At 63.1% G+C, this 19,647-nt stretch carries 16 protein-coding genes and 1 tRNA gene; 13 read left to right on the plus strand and 4 right to left on the minus strand.

What is annotated here, in order from left to right:
• Positions 1–5 precede the first annotated feature (5 nt).
• Positions 6–2,450: an FAD-dependent oxidoreductase gene (locus ABFC66_RS02895; RefSeq protein ID WP_346739445.1), complete on the plus strand. Its 2,445-nt coding sequence runs from the start codon at positions 6–8 to the stop codon at positions 2,448–2,450.
• A 1-nt stretch (position 2,451) separates the two neighbouring features.
• Here the strand turns inward: ABFC66_RS02895 and ABFC66_RS02900 are convergent, their stop codons facing one another.
• Positions 2,452–2,919 (minus strand): pyridoxamine 5'-phosphate oxidase family protein, encoded by a 468-nt coding sequence (locus ABFC66_RS02900; protein ID WP_346739446.1) that lies wholly within the window; start codon positions 2,917–2,919, stop codon positions 2,452–2,454.
• 119 nt (positions 2,920–3,038) lie between these two features.
• Here ABFC66_RS02900 and ABFC66_RS02905 point away from each other — a divergent pair, with 119 nt between their 5' ends.
• The 12 genes from ABFC66_RS02905 (at position 3,039) to ABFC66_RS02960 (ending at position 17,948) form a co-directional block, all read left to right on the plus strand.
• The gene (locus ABFC66_RS02905) at positions 3,039–3,164 is read left to right on the plus strand and encodes an entericidin EcnA/B family protein (protein WP_346739447.1); all 126 of its coding nucleotides are present in this window, start codon (positions 3,039–3,041) and stop codon (positions 3,162–3,164) included.
• Positions 3,165–3,268: 104 nt separating this feature from the next.
• Complete coding sequence (locus ABFC66_RS02910) at positions 3,269–5,584, plus strand: S8 family serine peptidase (protein ID WP_346739448.1); 2,316 nt, start codon at positions 3,269–3,271, stop codon at positions 5,582–5,584.
• A gap of 85 nt (positions 5,585–5,669) precedes the next feature.
• On the plus strand, positions 5,670–6,212 hold the full coding sequence (locus ABFC66_RS02915) for a copper chaperone PCu(A)C (RefSeq protein ID WP_346739449.1): 543 nt from the start codon (positions 5,670–5,672) through the stop codon (positions 6,210–6,212).
• 365 nt (positions 6,213–6,577) lie between these two features.
• Entirely contained in the window at positions 6,578–9,274 is a 2,697-nt protein-coding gene (locus ABFC66_RS02920) for a DUF1302 domain-containing protein (RefSeq protein WP_346739450.1), read from the plus strand.
• A 278-nt stretch (positions 9,275–9,552) separates the two neighbouring features.
• On the plus strand, positions 9,553–10,911 hold the full coding sequence (locus ABFC66_RS02925; RefSeq protein ID WP_346739451.1) for a DUF1329 domain-containing protein: 1,359 nt from the start codon (positions 9,553–9,555) through the stop codon (positions 10,909–10,911).
• 238 nt (positions 10,912–11,149) lie between these two features.
• Positions 11,150–12,205, plus strand: coding sequence for a YCF48-related protein (locus ABFC66_RS02930; protein WP_346739452.1), 1,056 nt, complete (start codon positions 11,150–11,152; stop codon positions 12,203–12,205).
• Positions 12,206–12,348: 143 nt separating this feature from the next.
• Complete coding sequence (locus ABFC66_RS02935) at positions 12,349–13,158, plus strand: enoyl-CoA hydratase-related protein (RefSeq protein WP_346739453.1); 810 nt, start codon at positions 12,349–12,351, stop codon at positions 13,156–13,158.
• Positions 13,159–13,160: 2 nt separating this feature from the next.
• Positions 13,161–14,348, plus strand: coding sequence for an acyl-CoA dehydrogenase family protein (locus ABFC66_RS02940; RefSeq protein ID WP_346739454.1), 1,188 nt, complete (start codon positions 13,161–13,163; stop codon positions 14,346–14,348).
• A 10-nt stretch (positions 14,349–14,358) separates the two neighbouring features.
• Positions 14,359–15,540, plus strand: a complete 1,182-nt coding sequence (locus ABFC66_RS02945) for an acyl-CoA dehydrogenase family protein (protein WP_346739455.1) — start codon at positions 14,359–14,361, stop codon at positions 15,538–15,540.
• A gap of 11 nt (positions 15,541–15,551) precedes the next feature.
• Positions 15,552–16,343, plus strand: coding sequence for an enoyl-CoA hydratase/isomerase family protein (locus tag ABFC66_RS02950; RefSeq protein WP_346739456.1), 792 nt, complete (start codon positions 15,552–15,554; stop codon positions 16,341–16,343).
• Position 16,344: 1 nt separating this feature from the next.
• Positions 16,345–17,127: an SDR family oxidoreductase gene (locus ABFC66_RS02955; protein WP_346739457.1), complete on the plus strand. Its 783-nt coding sequence runs from the start codon at positions 16,345–16,347 to the stop codon at positions 17,125–17,127.
• 122 nt (positions 17,128–17,249) lie between these two features.
• The gene (locus ABFC66_RS02960) at positions 17,250–17,948 is read left to right on the plus strand and encodes a glutamine amidotransferase (RefSeq protein ID WP_346739458.1); all 699 of its coding nucleotides are present in this window, start codon (positions 17,250–17,252) and stop codon (positions 17,946–17,948) included.
• Between the two features lie 67 nt (positions 17,949–18,015).
• On the opposite strand, the gene ABFC66_RS02965 is transcribed toward ABFC66_RS02960, so the two are convergent.
• The 3 genes from ABFC66_RS02965 to ABFC66_RS02975 all read right to left on the minus strand — a co-directional run bounded on the left by ABFC66_RS02965 (position 18,016) and on the right by ABFC66_RS02975 (position 19,487).
• Positions 18,016–18,192 carry a hypothetical protein gene (locus ABFC66_RS02965; protein ID WP_346739459.1) on the minus strand — a complete coding sequence of 59 codons (177 nt, stop codon included), beginning with the start codon at positions 18,190–18,192 and terminating at the stop codon, positions 18,016–18,018.
• A gap of 84 nt (positions 18,193–18,276) precedes the next feature.
• On the minus strand, positions 18,277–18,609 hold the full coding sequence (locus tag ABFC66_RS02970) for a hypothetical protein (RefSeq protein ID WP_346739460.1): 333 nt from the start codon (positions 18,607–18,609) through the stop codon (positions 18,277–18,279).
• Positions 18,610–19,411: 802 nt separating this feature from the next.
• A tRNA-Ala gene (locus tag ABFC66_RS02975) sits at positions 19,412–19,487 on the minus strand.
• Between the last annotated feature and the right edge of the window lie 160 nt (positions 19,488–19,647).

The raw sequence follows: 19,647 nt of genomic DNA on the forward strand, positions 1-19,647 counted from the left end.
CATCCATGACAGCTATTCCCACACAGGCTCGCGCCGTCGTCATCGGCGGCGGCATCGTCGGTTGCTCCACCGCCTATCATCTGGCGAAGCTCGGCTGGAAGGACGTCGTTCTGCTCGAACGGGCGAAGCTCACCAGCGGCAGCACGTTTCACGCGGCAGGCCTTGTCGGCCAGCTCAGAAGCTCGGCCAACATCACGCAGCTTCTCGGTCATTCGGTGGCGCTTTATGCGGCGCTCGAAGCCGAGACGGGGCTTGCGACCGGCTGGCGCATGACGGGCGGATTGCGGCTCGCCTGTTCCGAGGCTCGTATGATCGAACTCAAGCGTCAGGTCACGACGGCGCGGAGCTTCGGCCTCGAGATGCATGTGCTGTCGCCGAAAGAGGCGCAGGACCTCTGGCCGGTGATGGATCTGAAGGGCGTTCTCGGCGCGGTCTTTCTGCCATCGGACGGGCAGGCCAATCCCTCCGACATCACGCAGGCGCTGGCGCGCGGCGCACGGATGAACGGCGCGAAGATCATCGAGGATTGCCCGGTCACCTCCATCGAGCGCGACGCAAAGGGCATCACCGGCGTCGTCACGCCTTTCGGCCGCATCGCCTGCGAGAATGTGGTGATCTGCGGCGGCCAGTGGACGCGGGCCGTGGCGTCCGAGCTTGGCGTCAATGTGCCGCTCGTCTCCGTCGAGCATCAATATCTCATCACGGAGCCGATCGAGGGCGTGACGCGCGATCTGCCCACCATGCGCGATCCGGACAATCTCATCTATTTCCGCGAGGAAGTTGGCGGCCTCACCATGGGCGGCTACGAGCCCAACCCCAAGCCATGGGCGATCGACGGCATTCCCGAAGGATTCCATTTCTCGCTTCTCAACAATGATGTCGAGCATTTCGAGCAGATCATGGAACGCGCGATCATGCGCGTGCCTGCGCTCGAAAAAGTCGGCATCAAGGATTTCATCAACGGCCCGGAGAGCTTCACGCCGGACGGGAATTTCATTCTGGGCGAAGCGCCGGAATGTCCGCGTTGCTTCATCGGCGCGGGTTTCAATGCTTTTGGCATCGCGTCCGCGGGCGGCGCGGGCAAGGCGCTGGCCGAATGGGTCGTCGCGGGCGAGCAGCCTTACGATCTCTGGCCCGTCGATATCCGCCGCTTCGGGCGTCCGCATCGCGATGTGGACTGGGTGCGGGCGCGCACGCTCGAACTCTATGGCAAGCATTATTCGATTGCATGGCCGGGCGAGGAACATGCGAGCGGGCGGCCGCTGCGCCGTTCGCCGCTCTACGACCGACTGCGCGAGAACAGTGCCGTTTTCGGCGAGAAGCTTGGCTGGGAGCGGCCCAACTGGTTTGCGCGCGATGATGACGAGCGCGTCGAACGCTACAGCTTCGCGCGGCCGAACTGGTTTGATGCGGTGGGGCATGAGCACAAGGCGACGCGCGAACAGGCGGCGCTTTTCGACCAGAGCTCTTTTGCGAAATTCATGCTGGTGGGCAAAGGCGCCGGCGCGGCGCTCGACTGGATCTGCTCCAACCATGTCACCAAGGCGCCGGGTACGCTGACCTATACGCAGATGCTGAATGCGAAGGGCGGCATCGAATGCGATCTCACCATAGCGCGGCTTTCCGAGGACCGTTTCTACATCGTCACCGGCACCGGCTTTGCGACGCATGATTTCGACTGGATCGCGCGAAACATTCCCGAAGGTTGCGATGCGGAACTCGTCGATGTGACGTCCGGCTACGCGACGCTGTCGCTGATGGGTCCGCGTGCGCGCGACGTGCTTTCGCGCGTGACGCGAGACGATATTTCGAACGAGGCATTTCCCTTCGGCCATGTGCGCGGCATCGTCATCGCGGGCGCGCCGTCGCTCGCGCTGCGCGTGACCTATGAGGGCGAGCTCGGGTGGGAGCTTCATATTCCCACGGAATTTGCACTCACGGTTTACGATGCGCTGAAGCGCGAGGGCGAGGCTTTCGGGCTTGTCGATGCGGGTTACCGCGCCATCGAATCTCTGCGCCTCGAGAAGTTCTATCGCGCCTGGGGCTCCGATATCGGGCCCGACCATACGCCGCTCGAAGCGGGTCTCGGCTGGGCGGTGAAGCTCAAGAAGGACATTCCCTTCCTCGGGCGCGAGGCGCTTGTCGCGCAGAGCGCGGCGCCGCTTTCAAAGCTGCTTGCCTGCTTCACGGTCGACGATCCTGACGTGACGCTGTGGGGCCGCGAAACCATCCTGCGCAATGGCGAGCGCGTCGGCTGGCTGTCGAGCGGCGGCTATGGCTATACGGTCGAGCGGAATATCGGCATCGGCTATGTGCGTCGCGTCGAGGGCGTCGGCGCCGATTGGCTGCGCGAAGGGCGCTACGAACTGGAGGTCGCGACGGCGCGGGTGCCTTGCGAGATCCATCTCGAGCCGCTTTACGATCCGAAATCGGCGCGGGTGCGGATGTAGCTCAGCGAAACTCTGCGCGAAGCTCCGCGCCGTCTATCTCGACGATCCGGCCAAATCCCGCGACGAGGTGGCCGCTTTCGATCGTCATGGCGTAGAAGGCGAAATCCGAAAAATTGGCATAATCCGACGCCTCGGGATGGGTGTTCAGATATCGCTCCCGGGCCTCGGCCGAATCCATGCGGGCGATCCTGCCGACAAGGGTGAGGCGCGAGCCGGTCAGGGGGTCGTTGCCTTCCTCCGGCGCTTCGCTGTCCCGCAACAGGAGCGAGACGCGGGGGTCGCCCTTTATGTTGCGGGTATGAAGCGCCAGGTCGGAGAGAAGGAAGAGCGGCTCGCCTGCCCCGGTCGCCGCGACGCTGACAAAGGTCACGCAAGGCTGCCCGCCGGGCAGAAGGGTGCCGAGAGCACCGGTTTTTGCCTCCCGGATGTGGCGGGCGGCGGTGGAAATGGCTGAGTTGTCGGCCGTCATTCGAGACTCCGGGATGGTTCGCAGGCCCTTGGCGGCCCTTCGCCGCGCCGTGCCCTATTTTCCGCACGGCCGCGAATGATAGTATGATGACACTTCAATAACCGGAGTAAGCCGTTCCGATGAATAGAAAACTCGCTGCCATCCTGATGTTGCTCATGGCTGTTGCCGTGACCGCCTGTGGCACGGTCGAAGGCGCCGGCCAGGATATTTCCGACACGTCGCGCTGGGTCAGGAAACAGCTCTGACCCTCTTTTCGGGCTGCCATTACAATCGTTCACATTTCGTTAGCCGGCGCTTTACCCGCTGGCGCTAGACTCGCCTGACGGATTGATTCCGAACGGGGGTGATCGTGACGTTGCGTGCAGGCTTTATCGGATTGCTCATGGCGCTTGCCGGCGCCGGAACCGCATCGGCGGCCACCCTTTCCAAAAACGAATATACGAACTCCTCCCATCTTGCGCTGATCGGCGTCACGCCGTCGCTGCAGGCCAGCGCGAATTACGGGCAGGGCATCGTCTTCGGCGTCATCGATACGGGCGGCCTCGCCACCCAGGCGGATCTCGCCGGCGGCATCAACACAGCCAGCAGCGCCTGCACGATCACCGCTTCGACCTGTCCAAACTCCTATGCGATCACCGATAACAATGGCCACGGCACGTTCGTCACCTCGGAGATGATCGCCCGCGCCAATGGTTCTGGCGTGGTCGGCGTCGCGCCGTTGGCGAGCGCGATCGAGATGAAGGTTCTCAACGCGAACGGGTCGGGCACGTCGACCAGCGTGGCTGCGGGCATCAGGCTTGCCGTCGATCGCGGCGCCCAGATCCTCAATCTGAGCCTGACCTTCCTGCCGACATCGGACATTCTCTCGGCCATCAATTATGCCGCTTCCAGGAATGTCATCATCGTCTTTGCCGGCGGCAATTCCGCGCAGCCTTTCCAGAACAGCGCCATGATCAGTGGGCTGACGGACAAGGCAATCGCCCAGCTCTTCTTCATGGGTTCGACCAACGCCAGCAAGGTGCTGAGCACCTTCAGCAACACGGCGGGCACGGGCGGGTTCGTCTCCACCACCGGCAAGGTTTCCTATTTCAAGGACCATTGGCTGATGGCCGATGGTGAAAATCTCTGGGGCGCATCGAATTATTGTTCGGCGCAATATGGCTGCACCTACTACACGCAGATGTCGGGCACTTCGATGGCGGCACCGCAGGGCGCGGCGGCCGCCGGTCTGCTCGCGGCGCGCTGGCCGTTTCTCCTCAACACCAATCCGGGCGGCATCGTCAGCATCATGATGCAGACCGCCCAGGATCTCGGCGTGGCGGGACACGACAAGACATATGGCTCGGGGTTCCTCCGCGTCGATCTCGCTTTCCAGCCGATCGGCCAGCTTGCCCTCGCAACTTCCGGTGGCGTGACTTCAACCTCGACGGCGACCTCCACTCTTTCCAGCGGCAAGACGGTCGCTCTCAGCGGCACGGCCATCGGCGCGGGCGGGCCGGTCGGAAATCTGTCCGGCATTACCAGGGCGCTTTCGGGCATCGTCGCCTTCGACAGCTATCACCGCGACTTCAATGTCGATCTCGGCTCGACCGTGTTGGCGCGGCGCACGGGAAGCGTCGTCGTGCCGTTCCAGGCCCTGTCGACGGACGCCGTGCAGCGTAGCGTCGAGTTCAGCGACGGCTCGCGCCTGTCCTATGCAGGCGAGATGGCGCGGCCCCTGTTCGATCCGGCTGAGGGCGCGCATCGCGCGGGCTTCGGCGACTCGCCGCTGCGCCGCTCTTCGCCGCGCCAGTGGTCGATGTCCATGACCAGCGACGGCGCCTATACCGGCGCGGGCGAGGGATCGGGCGCGGCCATGTCCTTCAGCGAGGCGCGCTGGATCGGCGCGAGCGCCTTCATGGGCACCGATGCGGAGGCTTCGACCTCGCTGCTCGGTCTGGTGGCGGACACGCATTACGCCACTGCCGCGTTCAATCTCGGTCGCGGCGAACGCTTCTCCTTCGCGTCGCTGCGAGGCGAGGATGCGTCCGTCACGCCGCTCGGCAACGTGCCCGACGCCTATGGCTTCGCCGCCGCCTATACTTTCCTACCGCAGGGCGATCCGGCCTGGCAGGTCTCGCTTACCGCGGCGCTGCTTGGCGAAAGCCAGATGTTGCTCGGCTCGCCTTCGGCCGGCGGGTTGAGCTTCGGGCGCAACGGCAGCACCTCGGTCGGTGTCGCCACCAATTTCAACCTCGGATCGGGATACCAGCTCGGCTTAGATGCGGTAACCGCGGTGACGAGGACGGGCACATCCTCGACAAGCATCATCTCGGACATGTCCGACCTGACGAGTGTGGGCTTCGGCGCCGTGCTCTCGAAGACGGGCGTCGCCTCGGACGATGACTCGCTCTCCTTCACGCTCAGAAAGCCGCTGCGCGTCATTTCCGGCACCGCATCTCTGAATGTCGCGACGGGCAACGACCTCTGGGGCAATGCCGTCATGGAGCGCCGCAGCGCGAGCCTCGTGCCCACGGGCAACGAGACCGATTTCGGGGCGACCTACGGAATGATGGTCTCTGACGGCGTGAGCGCCAGCCTTCACGCGGGCGCGCGGCTCGATGCCGAGCAGGTTGCGGGCGCGCTCGATCTCGGCTCCATGCTGCAACTGCGAATGGCCTTCTAGCCTTCCGGGGCGGCATGGGGGCGCAGTCGCGCATCTCCCTGCCTTGGTTTAGGATCGGGGGCTCAACCACCAAAGGCACCCCATCATGCAGTCACTTCCTGCCCATTTCGCCCGGCTCGGGCGAGCACTTGCCGTTCTCATGTGCCTGGGCGTCTTCGCAGCGCCGGCGGCCTTTGCCCATGCCTACAAGGCCGGCGCGCTCGACATTCATCATCCCTGGGCGCGCCCCACGACCGGCCAGACCGGCGCTGTCTACTTCGTCCTGAAGAATGGCGGCACGACGGATGACGCGCTTCTCCGCGTCGAAACCGATGTCGCGGACAAGGCGCAGATTCACACCATGACAATGGACGGAACCGTGATGCGCATGCGCGAGCTGGACAAGCTCGACATTCCCGCCGGCAAGACGGTCGCGGTCGCTCCGGGCGGCATCCATGTCATGCTGATCGGCCTCAAGGCCCCGCTGAAAAGCGGCGACAAGTTCCCGATGAAGCTCGTGTTCGAGAAGGCGGGATCGGTCGAAGTGTCCGTCTATGTTCAGACGCCGGAAGAAATGCGCAAGGGCGAGGAGAACGCCTCGGGCGGCGCGGGCATGTCCGATATGCCGGGCATGGAAGGCATGCACTAGGGCGATATATTCTCCGTCAACTGAGCGAATGCGCCCGGCCTTTTCGAAGGCCGGGCGCATTTGTTTTTGCAGTGCGATATGAATTGTTGTTGCGCCGCAGTAATCGGATGCGCGCCGTCGAATTATCTAGGTGAGACTGAGTTAGGTTTTTTATTCCTATACGTGTCAAAATTGCAATAGAGGGTGGCAATGTGCCGATGTAATGCGCAGCGGCCGCCATCTCCGCCTTGACTTGGATGCACTTTGCAGGTGGGCTAGTCGCTGAGGGATGCTGACTGGCTGGGGGGGCAGTCGACAACCGATTCAACCTCCCGATCCAGCTGCAAAGTTAGTGAAAGCCATCGACGATCGAGGAGGATCGCTCAATGATAAAAGGAAGCTTGCGATCGCTGCTGCTCGGCTCTGCCGTGACAGCAGGATTGATAGCGGCCGCGGGGACGGCAAACGCCATCGAATATAATTTCGGTGAGCTCAATATCCATCTGGACACGACGATCAGTGCCGGTGCGTCGATCAGGACGTCGGGCCGCGACAACTCGCTGCTGCCGACCTCCAATGGCGGTCCGCTTCAGGCGACAAATGTTGTTTGTACGCCTTCATGCGCTGACGTTCATTTCCCGGCCGTGCCGATAAACGACCAATTGGTGGGCAATGAATTTGGCGGCCCGCCGGCTAATCCGCCGGTTTTCAAGCCGCTCAACATCATCAACGCACCCACGTCGCTGCAGGGCTCCATCAATACCGATGACGGCCGTCTGAACTTCGACAAGTGGGATATGACGAGCGGCGTCGTCAAGATGACGAACGACCTCTCCGCGACCTACCAGAACTACCATTTCTTCGGTCGCCTCGCGTCCTACTATGACTTCGTGCTCGCGAATAACGGCAGCTATGCCCGTTCGGATCTCGTCGACGGCAAGGCCGATGCGGCGCGCGACATCAAGGTCCTCGATCTCTATGGCAGCGCCGACTACGACGTTGGCGGCATGCCGCTGAACATCCGCGCCGGTAAGCAGGTCATCAGCTGGGGTGAAAGCACGTTCATCCAGAACGGCATCAACTCCTTCAACCCGATCGACGTCAGCGCGGTTCGCCGCCCCGGCGCCGAGCTGAAGGAATTCTTCATCCCGGTCTGGGCTGTCGATGCGTCGATCGGCCTGCCCTACAACCTTTCGCTCGAAGCCTTCTATCAGCTGAAGTGGGACACCTTCGCTCTCGACCGGCCGGGCACGCCCTTCGCGTCGTCCGACGTTGTGGCGACGGGCAGCGGCATTGGCGGCAACTACGGCGCCACGTCGTTCCTGACCGGCAGCCCCGGCGGCAACATCATGACCAACTGTTCGAATCCGAACCCGGTCAACGCGATGTTCAACGCGCTCTATGCCTCCAACCCCTACAAGGGTTGCGGCAATCTCGGCGGCTCGCTTTACGACTACACGAACTATAACAACACGGTCGCCGGTCTCGGCGGCTGGCCTGTCGGCGACACGGAGCGCATCCGTCTCGCGGCTGGCGACTCGAGCGTTGTGAAGCGCGACTCGGATCGCTATGCGAAGAACTCCGGCCAGTGGGGCCTTGCCGCGCGCTGGTACTCGGAAGACCTGAACAATACCGAGTTCGGCGTCTATTTCTCCAACACGCATTCGCGTCTGCCGATCGCGAGCGAACGCGTGCGCGTGGATCCGTCGAAGTCGCTCTGGCAGTCCTATCTGGCGACCAGCGGCACCTCGAGCTCCACGACGAGTGGTCTCGGTTATGCCGGTTGTAATGCGCTCAATGGCATTTCGGGCACAGCGGGGGCCAATGGTCAGCCGGGGCAGCTCTACGGTGTGCCGGTCGGTCTGACCCCGGATATGGTTGCCCAGATGAACCAGGGCGGTCTGCTTGACACCGATGGCGTCTTTGCTGCCGCTGAGACCATGGCGAACTCCTATTACGCCTCGACCGGTGTAGGCGCCGGCAAGTATCTGGTGGTGAACGCGCCTGCGGCCACGAGTCCCTTCGCCGCCGGCATCGCCGGCGTCAGCCTCGCTTCGCTGGGTCTTTCGACCTCGTCTGGTCCGACGACCATCCAGCATGGTTCGATCCTCGAAGCCACCATCATCAACTGCGCGCTCATCGCTATGCAGTCGGTGATCGTCCCCACTGCCACTGGTTATGCGGGCGTTCTCACCGACGGTGCGCAGACGCTGCTCGCTTCCGATCCGAACGATCCGGCGCTCGGCCTGTTCCTAGAATATCCCGAAAACATCAAGATGTATGGTGCGAGCTTCAACACCACCATCGGGACCTGGGGTGTTCAGGGTGAATTCAGCTTCCGTCCGAATGCGCCCATGCAGCTCGACACGGACCAGCTGACCCTCGCCAGCCTGAACACCGCCTGTACCTTCCAGATGCTTCTGGGGGCGACGAGCTACAACTACCTGATCCCCCTTTTGACGCAAATTCCCAACCCCGAGACCTATGGCAGCAAATGCGGCGATCTCGGAACCGGCGCGTCGCAGAGGGACATCCACGGCTATATCCGCAGCAAGATGTGGACGGCGCAGGTGGGTACGACGGCGACCTACTCCAACTCGAACTCCATCATCGAAGCGACGGGCGCCGATCTCGGCATCCTGGTGACGGAAGTCGGCATGGTGTACACGCCGGACGCGCCGGATGAGTCGCATGCTGGTGGCCTTCGCTGGGGCAATGTCTGCACCACCGGCACGGACCTTCCGCTCGGCAGCTTCCTCTCGCTCGCCAGCCGTAACGGTTGCCGTCCGACAACCACGTCCTGGGGTTATGTCCTTCTCGGTCAGCTCCAGTACAACAACGCCTTCGGTACGGCTGTGACGTTGTCGCCGTCGATCGCCTTCAGCCACGACGTTTCGGGTAATACGGCGGCGCCGTACTCGAACTACCGTCAGGGCCGCAAGTCGATCAACCTCGAGGTCAACGCCACCTATCAGAGCGCCTGGAAAGCGGGTGTGTCGTATACGAACTTCTTCGGCAACGACAAGTACAATGACTCGGTCGACCGCGACTATGCGGCCGTGAACATCTCGTACACATTCTGACGAATAGTCGGGGGCGGCATTCTCGCCGCCCCCGGTCCTTTTTGCGGTTCGCCGCCTCGTTTCATGATTGGCCCACGGAGTGAAGATGACTGCATCTTGCGGTGCAGCAAAAAATCCCGGCCCTCAAATACGATACGCGAACTATAGAAGGCGGAATCTCACGCAGCTCTGTTTGCGCAGGAATGCCGTTTTGCTATGATTGAAAAGAGTTAGCGGAAAACGCAGCCTCGGTGAAAAAACACCAGGTGTCAGACAAGAATGAAGTGGAGGGAAGTTATATGAAAAGGACGACCTTGTTGGTCTCCGCCCTGGTGTTCGGCGCGCTCGGTACGAGCGCGCTGGCCGCAGTGCCGGATGCCCAAGTCAACCGCCTAGGGAACGATCTCACCCCGATCGGTGCCGAAAAGGCGGGCGAAGGCGATATTCCGGCCTGGACCGGCGGTCTTTCGACCGTTCCGAGCAATGTCACCTACAAGCCCGGCGACCGTCTGCCCGATCCGTTTGCCAGCGATCCGATCAAATACACGATCACCAGCGCCAACGCGGCTCAGTACGCCAATGTTCTGACCGATGGCCACAAGGCCCTCATGAAGGCCTATCCGGATTACAAGCTGAACGTCTATCCGTCGCGTCGCAGCTGCGCCTATCCGGACCGCGTCTATGCCGCGACCAAGACCAACGCCCAGATCGGTGAGCTCACCGGCGGTGGTTCGGGCGTCAGCAAGGCGATCATGGGTTTCCCGTTCCCGATCCCGAACAATGCCTACGAGATCATGTGGAACCACACGCTGCGTTATCGCTCGTTCAAGCTGACGCGTCAGTTCGCGGCGGCCCCTGTGACGCGCGGTGGCGACTACACGCTCAACATCGTTCAGGACGAAGCCATTCTGCAGTGGTCGGACCCGTCTAAGAAGGCGGCCGAAGACCTGAACAACATCTCGCTCTACTACATCGCCAACACGATCGCCCCGGCCCGCGAAGCCGGCAACGTGATCCTGGTGTACGAGGCCCTGAACGCCACGCTCAATGGCGGTCGTCAGGCCTGGCAGTACAGCCCCGGCACGCGTCGCGTTCGCCGCGCTCCGAACATCTCCTACGACAATCCGGGCACGAACTCGGATGGTCTGTCGACGTCGGACGCCTTCGACGGCTATAACGGCGCCCTCGACCGCTATGACTGGAGCGTCATCGACAAGAAGCCGATGATCATCCCGGTCAACAACTACAAGGCGGAATCGACGAAGTACAAGGACTACGTGAAGCCGCTCCACCTCAACCAGGATGCGATCCGCTACGAACTGCAGCGCACCTGGAACTTCGAGGCGAAGCTCCGTCCGAATACTCGCCACGTTTACGCCCGCCGCGTCTATCACAACCATGAAGACGCATGGGAAGTCTCGGTGGCCGAGCTTTATGACGGCCGTGGTCAGCTCTGGCGCGTCCAGGAAGTCCAGGAACTCCAGCGCTATCAGGTTCCGCTCTGCGGCACGGCTACGGAAGCCGTCTACGATCTGCAGTCTGGCCGTTATCTGGCTCTGGGCATGCAGAACGAAGAGCCGCCGGTCAACTATGCGGCCGACGAGCTCGATCCGAGCCGCTATACGCCGAACGCCATTCGTCAGCTTGGCGTCCGCTAAAAAAGAGCCTAATCTAGGTGGGCCGGGCCTCGGGGAACCGAGGTCCGGCCTTCTTTCTGTCTGAACCCCTGTGCCGGCCGAAATGCGGCGCGGGCGGATTTCAGGCTTGCCGACCTGTAAAGTACCAGCCAAACCGGTCATCAAGAGCCGGACATCAATAGAGTGCGCCGCGACCTCCGAACGGACGGTTCCGCGACGCTGACGCAGCGGAAACGCCCGAGTTAGGAGCCCTAGTCACATGAAATTCAATCAGTTCTTCCGGACCGTCCTCGAACGTCCGGTCATGGCCGCTGCCCTCGCGCTGGTTCTCGCGGCGGCGCCGTTCGGCGCGCAGCGCGCTCATGCGGAAGAGGCTGCCGCGGATGCCGTCGAATATTCGACGCCCTCGAACCTCGCCACCAAGGATCTCCTGCTTGCGGCAACGAAGGTCGGCAACCGCCTCGTTGCGGTTGGCGAATTCGGTCACGTCGTCTATTCCGACGATCTGGGCGCAACCTGGGTGCAGGCCGCCAAGGTGCCGACCCAGGTGACGCTCACCAGCGTCTACTTCGTCAACGACAAGGTCGGTTTTGCCGGCGGTCACGACAGCACGGTGCTCCGCACCGACGATGGCGGCGTCAACTGGACGCTCGCCTATCATGACGTCAAGGCGCAGTCGCCGATCATGTCGGTCTATTTCGAGGACGAGAACCACGGCTTCGCCATGGGCGCCTTCGCCTTCGTCATCGAGACGACGGATGGCGGCAAGACCTGGAACCAGCGTCAGCTGATCGAGGGCAACCAGCTCGACTCGCATCTGAACATGGTGTTCGGCGAGAAGAGCGGCACGGTCCTCGTCGCCGCGGAGTTCGGCTCGGTCTTCCGCTCGACCGACAAGGGCAAGACCTTCCAGGAAATCAAGACGGGCTACGAAGGCTCGTTCTGGGGCGGTCTCGCCCTTTCGGACGGCTCGGCGCTGATCTTCGGCATGCGTGGCAATGTCTATCGCAGCACGGATGACGGCCTTACCTGGACCAAGATCAACAGCGGCACCGACAAGTCGGTCAGCGGCGGCGTGGAACTGGCCAACGGTACGGTCGTTCTCGTTGGCCTGCAGGGCTATGTCGGCTACAGCTCGGACAAGGGCGCGAACTTCACCGAAGTCGTGCGCGCCGATCGTCTCGGCTATGCCGCCGTCACGCAGGGCCCGGCCGGTCAGATCGTGGTCTATGGCGAACCCGGCGTGAAGGTTCAGCCCGATACGCCCGCCGAAGCGGAAAAGGCCGTCGGCTTCCACTTCACCTCGGGCAGCTGACCTACAGCCGCCCGGCTATCGACCTGAGGATGAAACCCCGGCCCGCGCGGCCGGGGTTTTTCTTTGTCCTCGCCACGCGACGCTTTCCATTGAGGAAGCCGCGCGTCAAAATCGTCGCAACAAATAAAAATGGGGAGGGAAGAATGTCGGGAACCGGCACCGCGGATTTTGCGCGCTACACACGCATCAAGGCGAGCCGCCAGGGCCGCGTGCTGACGCTCGCGCTTTCAAATCCGGCGCTGATGAACGCAGTCGACGGCGAAATGCATCGTGAGCTGTCGCAGGTCTTTCTCGATGCGGCCGACGATCCACATTCCGATGTCATCGTGCTGACGGGCGAGGGCAAGGCCTTTTCCGCCGGCGGCGATCTGAACTGGATGAAGCGTTCCTTCGAGGCCGGTGAAATCGGTCCCGACGCGGCAGAAGCGAAGCGCATCGTCTTCTCGCTCCTCGACCTCGAAAAGCCGATCATAGCCAAGGTGCGTGGTCCCGCCGTGGGCCTCGGCGCGACGCTCGCCCTGATGTGCGACGTGATCTTTGCAAGCGACAATGCCCGCTTCGCCGATCCTCATGTACGGGCGGGGATCGTCGCGGGCGACGGCGGCGCGATCATCTGGCCGCAACTTGTCGGCTATGCACGGGCCAAGGAATATCTGATGACCGGCGATCCGGTGCCTGCCGTCGAGGCGGAACGCATCGGCCTGATCAACCATGTCGTCCCCGATGCCGAACTCGACGCGAAGGTGGACGCGTTCGCGGCGCGGCTCGCCGGCGGCGCGACGAAGGCCATCAAATATTCCAAGGTCGCCGTCAATATCGGCCTGAAGCAACTCGCCCATTCGATCCTCGATGCCTCCATCGCCTATGAGATGCAGACATTCGCGACCGATGATCATCGCGAGGCGGTGCATTCATTTCTCGAAAAACGCGCGCCGCATTTCAAGGGGCGCTGAGCATGGATGCTGTCACGGAAGATCAGCCTCTCAATTTCGATGAGCCGCAACATGTCCGCATGTTGCGCGATAGCATGCGCCGTTTCGTCGATGCGGAAATGCCGCGCGAGAAAGCGCGGGAATGGGATCGCGGCAATATCTATCCGCGCGAGGTGATGGCGAAGCTCGGCGCCATGGGGATGATGGGCCTCACCACCGAGGAGCGCTACGGCGGCGCGGGCATCGACATCTATGCGACCATGGCCGTGATCGAGGAGCTTGCGAAGCGATCCGTCGCGGTTGCCTGTCCCTACATCATGGCGGTCTGCTACGCGGGCATGAATCTCGGCGAGCGCGGCAGCGAAGCGCAGAAGCAGGCGCTTCTGCCCAAGGTCGCATCGGGCAATCTTCTCTTCGCCTATGGTCTCTCCGAGCCCAATGTCGGCGGCGATCTCGCATCCGTTGAGACGCATGCGCGGCGCGAGGGCGACGAGATTGTCATCAACGGCTCCAAGCGCTGGTGCACCGGCGCGCATATCGCCGATTATATTTTTTGTCTTCTGCGTTCGGGGCCGAAAGAGGCGCGCTACAAGAACCTCTCCATCGTGCTCGTGCCGCCGACGCTGCCGGGCATCACCATCACGCCGCTCGGCCATCTCGGCATTCGCGGCGTCGAGACGAAGGATGTTTCCTTCGACGAGGTGCGCGTGCCGGCGGCGAATATTCTCGGCGGCGAGGAAATGTGGAACCGCGGCTGGGAGCAGCTTGCGGGCCGCGCCCTCGAAGTCGAGAAGCTGGAACTCTCCGCCTGCGCGCTTGGTCTTGCGGAGGCAGCCGTCGCCGATGCCTGGACTTACGCCGGGCAGCGCATCCAGTTCGGCCGCGCCATCGCCGATCATCAGGCCATCCGCCACACGCTCGCCGATGCGCGGACGAAAGTTCGCGCCATGCGGCTGATGCTCTATAGCGCGGCATGGCTCGCCGATAAGGGGCGGCCCTGCTCGGTCGAGACATCCATGGCCAAACTTTTCTGCTGTGAGGCCGCCGCCGAAGTCACGCAGATGTGCCAGCGCGTCACCGGCGCTTACGGGCTTTCAGACTCCATGGACATGGAGCGCTATGTCCGCGACGCGGTGAGCCTGCCCATCGTCGGCGGCTCGTCCAACATGCAGAAGAACAACATCGCGAACCGTCTGAAGCTCGGCGCATGAAGGAAACGGCATGAGCAAGCCATCGACTCTTCCCGATCCGCGCGACGCGGCGGAGACCTATGCCGCAGCATTGGAGGGGCGCTCCATCGAAATCGAGCGCAATCGCTTCCTGCCGCAGGATCTTGCCGACCTCTCGGCGCGGCTCGGCCTCCATCGGCTCTGCATCCCCGCCGTTTATGGTGGGCATGAAGCGCATCCGCTGGTGCTCGTCGATGTGGTCGAGCGGCTTGCTCGCGTCGACGGGTCTGCGGCCTGGTGCGTCTTCATTGGTGCGACCTCGGGGATGACCTCGGGCTTTCTCGCCGCCGATGAAGCGCGGACGATCTTCGGCGATCCCATGGCGATCATCGCTGGCGTCTTCGCGCCGCGCGGGCAGGCGGTCAGGGCAGAGGAAAAGGGCGTCGCGGGCTATCGCGTCAACGGGCGCTGGCAATGGGGCTCCGGCTCGCGCAATGCGTGCTGGATCATGGGCGGCGCGCTCATTCTGGGCGATGACGGCAAGCCGGAAATGGCGCCGGAAGGTATTCCCCAGAACCGCATGATGATCTTCCCGGCGGATGATGTGATCATGCACGATACATGGGACGTGTCGGGCCTTGCCGGCACGGGCAGCACCGATTTCGAGGTGAAGGACGTTTTCGTGCCCGTGTCCCGCGCGGTCAGCCTCATCAGCGACAAGCCGCTGCCTTTGCCGCTTTATTGCTTTCCCACATTCGGCCTTCTCGGCATTGGCATTGCGGGCGTCGCGCTCGGCCTTGCGCGGGGCGCGATCGACGAACTCGTGACGCTGGCGGGCGGCAAGACGCCGCAAGGTTCGTCGAAGCCTCTTGCGACGCGGGCCAAGGCGCAGATCGACGTTTCGGAGGCCGAGGCACTGGTTCGCTCGGCTCGCGCCTTTCTTGATGTGGCGGTCAATGCCGCATGGGATGCCGCCTCGCGCGACGGCGCAATCACGGTCGAGCATCGCCGCGACATCAGACTTGCAACGACGCATGCGGTGCGCTCCGCTGCGCGCGCTGTCGATCTCATGTATACGCTGGCGGGCGGCAGCTCGGTCTATCGCAGCTCCGCGCTGCAACGGCATTTCCGCGACGTTCATGTCGCTACCCAACACATGATGGTGAGCGAGGCGACCTACGAGCTGACAGGTCGTCTCTTTCTCGGCGTGCCGTCCAATACGGCGATGCTCTAGGCGAGGGAAACATGGGCGACTTCACACGCATCGAGCGCGAGGGACGCGTGGCGATTGTGCATTTCGATCGCGGCGACAGCCTCAACGCGCTGTCCGCAGCGGCGATGCGCGAGCTTACCGCCGTTGCCCGCGGCTTCGAGGACGATCTCGAAACGACGGCTATCGTGCTTACGGGAACGAAGCGCTGCTTTTCGGCGGGCGCCGATCTCACCGATCCCGAGACCGCCTCTCGCAAGGAGAAGGGCCTGCTCGCCCGGCGTCACGCCATGAAGATCGGGCCCGACATGTGCGACGCATGGGAGCGGCTGGAACAGGTTACGATCGTTGCGGTGGAGGGCTTCTGCATCGGCGGCGGCGCGGCGCTGGCGGCGGCATGCGACATCCGCGTTGCGGCGAAGAGCGCCTATTTCCGCCTGCCGGAAATTCCGCTCGGCATGAACATGAGCTGGCACAGCAATCCGCGGCTGGTGAACCTGATGGGCCCGGCGCGGACCAAACTCTTCACCATCCTCGGCGAGAAACTCCATGCGCCGCAGGCGCTCGAATGGGGCCTTGTCGAGGAGGTGGCGGAAGACGGAGCCGCGCTCGAGGCGGCGCTCGCGCTGGCGCGGAAATTTGCAGGCCTGCCGCCGGTCGCCGTGCGCATGTCCAAACAGTCGATCGACATGGCGGCCAAGGCGCTCAACGCCGCCGTCACCTATATGGACCGCGATCAGTTCGCGCTGACCGCGACCTCGAAGGATCAGCAGGAGGCGCTCAGCGCCTTCCTCGAAAAACGCAAACCAAACTTCACAGGAGAGTGAGATGGCGGAACGCAAAGGACGCGTCGAAGGCAAGATGGCCTTCATCACGGGCGGCGCGCAAGGATTGGGAAAGGCGTCGGCGCTGATGCTGGCAAAGGAAGGCGCGAAGGTCACCGTCGCCGACATCAATGCGAAGGGCGTTGCCGCAGTGGCCGAAGAGATCAACGCGCTTTATCCGGGCAAGGCTTTCGCCGTTTCTCTCGACGTCACGCGCGAGGATGAGTGGAAGGCGGCGCTCGCCGAGGCGGACAAGGCCATGGGCGGCATCAACGTGCTCTTCAACAATGCCGGCATCGGCGGCGGCACGACGGTCGAGGACACGGATTTCGAGACCTTCAAGAGAGTGCAGGCGGTCGACGTGGATTCGGTGTTCCTCGGCTGCAAATATGCGATCCCCTACATGGTGCCGCATGCGCCGGGCTCGATCATCAATACCTCGTCCATCGCGGGTCTGATCGCCGGTCACAACATGGCCGCCTATAACGCCGCCAAGGCGGGCGTCTGGCTGCTGTCGAAGTCGGTGGCGCTCCACTGCGCCAAGCGCGGCTACCGCATCCGGTCGAACTCGATCCATCCGACCTTCATCGACACGCCGATCCTCGACGGCATGGCGCGCGGCATGTCCAGGGAAGAGCTGACCCGCAAGCTCGCCAAGCAGGTGCCGCTCGGCATCATCGGCGAGCCGGACGACATCGCCTATGCGGTCGTTTATCTCGCCTCCGACGAGTCGAAATTCATGACCGGCGCCGAGCTCAAGCTCGATGGCGGCATCAGCGCCATGTGATCGAGGCTCGGGCCGGACTGTGACCAAAATGTCCCTCGCCATCGCTTAAGGCGGCGGGGGACATAATTTCGCCTTCAGGCCGCCTTGAAACCGCGCGGCGCGAAGGCAAAATTATTTGAAGCATGACCCGCCGCGTACTCATCATCCTCCATCAGGAGCGTTCCAATCCGGGCCGAGTGGCCCAGGAGCTGCGCGCGCGGGGTTGCGAACTCGATATTCGCCGTCCTTCGCTCGGCGATCCCTTGCCCCCGACCATGGATGAGCATTCGGCCGCCGTGATCTTCGGCGGGCCGATGAGCGCCAATGACAATCTCCCCTTCATCCGTGCCGAGACGGACTGGATCTCCGTTCCGTTGAAAGAGGAGAAGCCCTATCTCGGCATCTGCCTCGGCGCGCAGCTCATGGCGAAAAATCTCGGCGCCCGCGTCTATGGCCGCGAGGATCAGCGCTGCGAAGTCGGTTATTTTCCGATCCGCCCGACCGAGCATGGCGAGCATCTCTTCGACAATCCGCAATATGTCTATCAATGGCATGGCGAAGGCTTCGACCTCCCGCGCGGCGCGGTGCAGCTTGCGGAGGGCGACGACTTTCCCGTGCAGGCCATGCGTTATGGCAAGTCGGCCTATGGCATTCAGTTTCATCCCGAACTGACGTCGTTGATGATGAATGCCTGGCTGATTATGGCGCGTCATCGCCTCGGCCAGCCGGGCGCGCAGCCCGACGAGCATCATCGTATCGGCCGCATGCAATACGACGCCTCGCTCAAGGCATGGCTGTCGAACTTTCTCGATCACTGGCTTGGCGAGGCGCAGCCGGTCTGATTTGCGCGGGCAAGGCGGTGGCGTTATCGTTGCGGCGAGTTCAGCCATGAAAAGCCATATCGCGTTATCATCGACGACATCCGCGTTGCAGCGACTTGCTTTCCTTGCCGCTCTCGTCGTCGCGCCGGTTGCGCAAGCTGCCGATGTCGGCTTCGTCGGCCAGCGTTTCGAAGTGCGCCTTTCGGATCTTCCCGCGCCCTATCAGTCGCTCGCGCAGTCGGATGCTGCGCCCGAGCCCGCGCATATTCCGGTTCAGCAGATACCCCGCGCGGAGGCGACGCTTCCGAAAGTGCCGCCTGGATTCGAGGTTGGGATCTTTGCCGAGGGACTATCGGGGCCGCGCGAGATGGCGTCCGCGCGCGGTGGCGTCGTGTTCGTCTCGCAGATGCATGAGGGCAATATCGTCGCCTTGCGCGATGCAGACGGCGATGGCGTTGCCGAAACGACGTCCGTCTTTTCGTCGGGCTTCAGCGATCCTTCCGGAATCGCCTATGCGAACGGCGCGCTTTATGTCGCCGATCGCCGCGCGGTCTGGCGCATCGATTTCGATCCCGAGACGCTGAAGGCGAGCCCGCGCATCATGGTGACGCGGCCCGGGGCGCTCGGCAAGGGTGGCGGCCACATCACCCGCGAGCTTCTTTTTGCGCCCGACGGAAGCCATTTCTTCGTCTCCATCGGCAGCGAGACGAATGTCGGCGAAGATCCCGCCCCGCGTGCCTCGATACAGCTTTTCCGCGCCGACGGTCAGATGCAGTCAAGTGTCGCCACGGGACTTCGAAATCCGGTGGGCCTCGCATTCTATCCGGGAACGGACGATCTCTACACCGTTGTCGACGAGCGTGAAGGATTGGGCGCCGGGCTCGTGCCCGATTATCTCACCCGTGTGAAGCCCGGCGCATTTTACGGCTTCCCCTATGCCTATCTGGGGCCGCATCCCGATCCGCAATATGGCGATCTGCGACCCGATCTCGTGCAGACGACCGAGGTGCCGGACATGCTTTTCCTGCCGCGCTCCGGGCCCTTCGGCCTTTTCTTCTGCAAGGGTGAGGGGTTCCCGCCCGACTATCAGGGCGATGCGCTGGTGGTGCTGCACGGGACGTCGCAGGAGGACGGAAATCCCCCCGCGCATGGAATAGCGAGGGTGCGCTTCCATGACGGCAAGGCGGAGCCGGGCTATGAGATGTTCATGGCCGGGTTCGAGGGCGAGGAGCATACCGAGGCCGGCGTGGCGCCGAGCATCTGGGGGCGGCCCGTGTGGCTCGCCGAGACGGAGGACGGCGCTTTGCTCGTTTCCGACGATGTGGCGAATGTGATCTGGCGGGTGCGGTGGACGGGGAAGGGCGCGGACGTTGCGTCATATCCGGCCCCGACGCCGCCCGAACGCATGCCTGTTCCGCCGGTCCTCTTCGAGGGTCCGGCAGCGGCGGCATTTGCAGAGCCTCAAACGGCTCAATTTCCGGGAATGGTGGAGCCGAGCGGGATCGAACCGCTGACCTCCTCATTGCGAACGAGGCGCTCTCCCAACTGAGCTACGGCCCCGGAATTGAGCCGGTTCTTTAGGCGGAGCCGCGCCGGGTGTCAAGAGACTGTCGGCATTCAGTTTGAAGCTGCAGCTTGAACCGGGGAGTGCCGCCCTTTACATCTGGTCCGAACCCGCCGAACCCCGGGCAGAAAGCCGCGAGGCGCGCCCGTCCAGCGT

The organism is Parvibaculum sp. (assembly GCF_039680535.1).
Lineage (GTDB): Bacteria > Pseudomonadota > Alphaproteobacteria > Parvibaculales > Parvibaculaceae > Parvibaculum.

What these genes read in the sequence shown, in the direction of transcription:
- ABFC66_RS02895 (WP_346739445.1), top strand. Translation starts at nt 6, where the DNA reads ATGACAGCTATTCCCACACAGGCTCGCGCCGTCGTCATCGGCGGCGGC.
- ABFC66_RS02900 (WP_346739446.1), bottom strand. Translation starts at nt 2,919, where the DNA reads ATGACGGCCGACAACTCAGCCATTTCCACCGCCGCCCGCCACATCCGG.
- ABFC66_RS02905 (WP_346739447.1), top strand. Translation starts at nt 3,039, where the DNA reads ATGAATAGAAAACTCGCTGCCATCCTGATGTTGCTCATGGCTGTTGCC.
- ABFC66_RS02915 (WP_346739449.1), top strand. Translation starts at nt 5,670, where the DNA reads ATGCAGTCACTTCCTGCCCATTTCGCCCGGCTCGGGCGAGCACTTGCC.
- ABFC66_RS02920 (WP_346739450.1), top strand. Translation starts at nt 6,578, where the DNA reads ATGATAAAAGGAAGCTTGCGATCGCTGCTGCTCGGCTCTGCCGTGACA.
- ABFC66_RS02925 (WP_346739451.1), top strand. Translation starts at nt 9,553, where the DNA reads ATGAAAAGGACGACCTTGTTGGTCTCCGCCCTGGTGTTCGGCGCGCTC.
- ABFC66_RS02930 (WP_346739452.1), top strand. Translation starts at nt 11,150, where the DNA reads ATGAAATTCAATCAGTTCTTCCGGACCGTCCTCGAACGTCCGGTCATG.
- ABFC66_RS02935 (WP_346739453.1), top strand. Translation starts at nt 12,349, where the DNA reads ATGTCGGGAACCGGCACCGCGGATTTTGCGCGCTACACACGCATCAAG.
- ABFC66_RS02940 (WP_346739454.1), top strand. Translation starts at nt 13,161, where the DNA reads ATGGATGCTGTCACGGAAGATCAGCCTCTCAATTTCGATGAGCCGCAA.
- ABFC66_RS02945 (WP_346739455.1), top strand. Translation starts at nt 14,359, where the DNA reads ATGAGCAAGCCATCGACTCTTCCCGATCCGCGCGACGCGGCGGAGACC.
- ABFC66_RS02950 (WP_346739456.1), top strand. Translation starts at nt 15,552, where the DNA reads ATGGGCGACTTCACACGCATCGAGCGCGAGGGACGCGTGGCGATTGTG.
- ABFC66_RS02955 (WP_346739457.1), top strand. Translation starts at nt 16,345, where the DNA reads ATGGCGGAACGCAAAGGACGCGTCGAAGGCAAGATGGCCTTCATCACG.
- ABFC66_RS02960 (WP_346739458.1), top strand. Translation starts at nt 17,250, where the DNA reads ATGACCCGCCGCGTACTCATCATCCTCCATCAGGAGCGTTCCAATCCG.
- ABFC66_RS02965 (WP_346739459.1), bottom strand. Translation starts at nt 18,192, where the DNA reads ATGCGCGGGCTCGGGCGCAGCATCCGACTGCGCGAGCGACTGATAGGG.
- ABFC66_RS02970 (WP_346739460.1), bottom strand. Translation starts at nt 18,609, where the DNA reads ATGGCTTCCGTCGGGCGCAAAAAGAAGCTCGCGGGTGATGTGGCCGCC.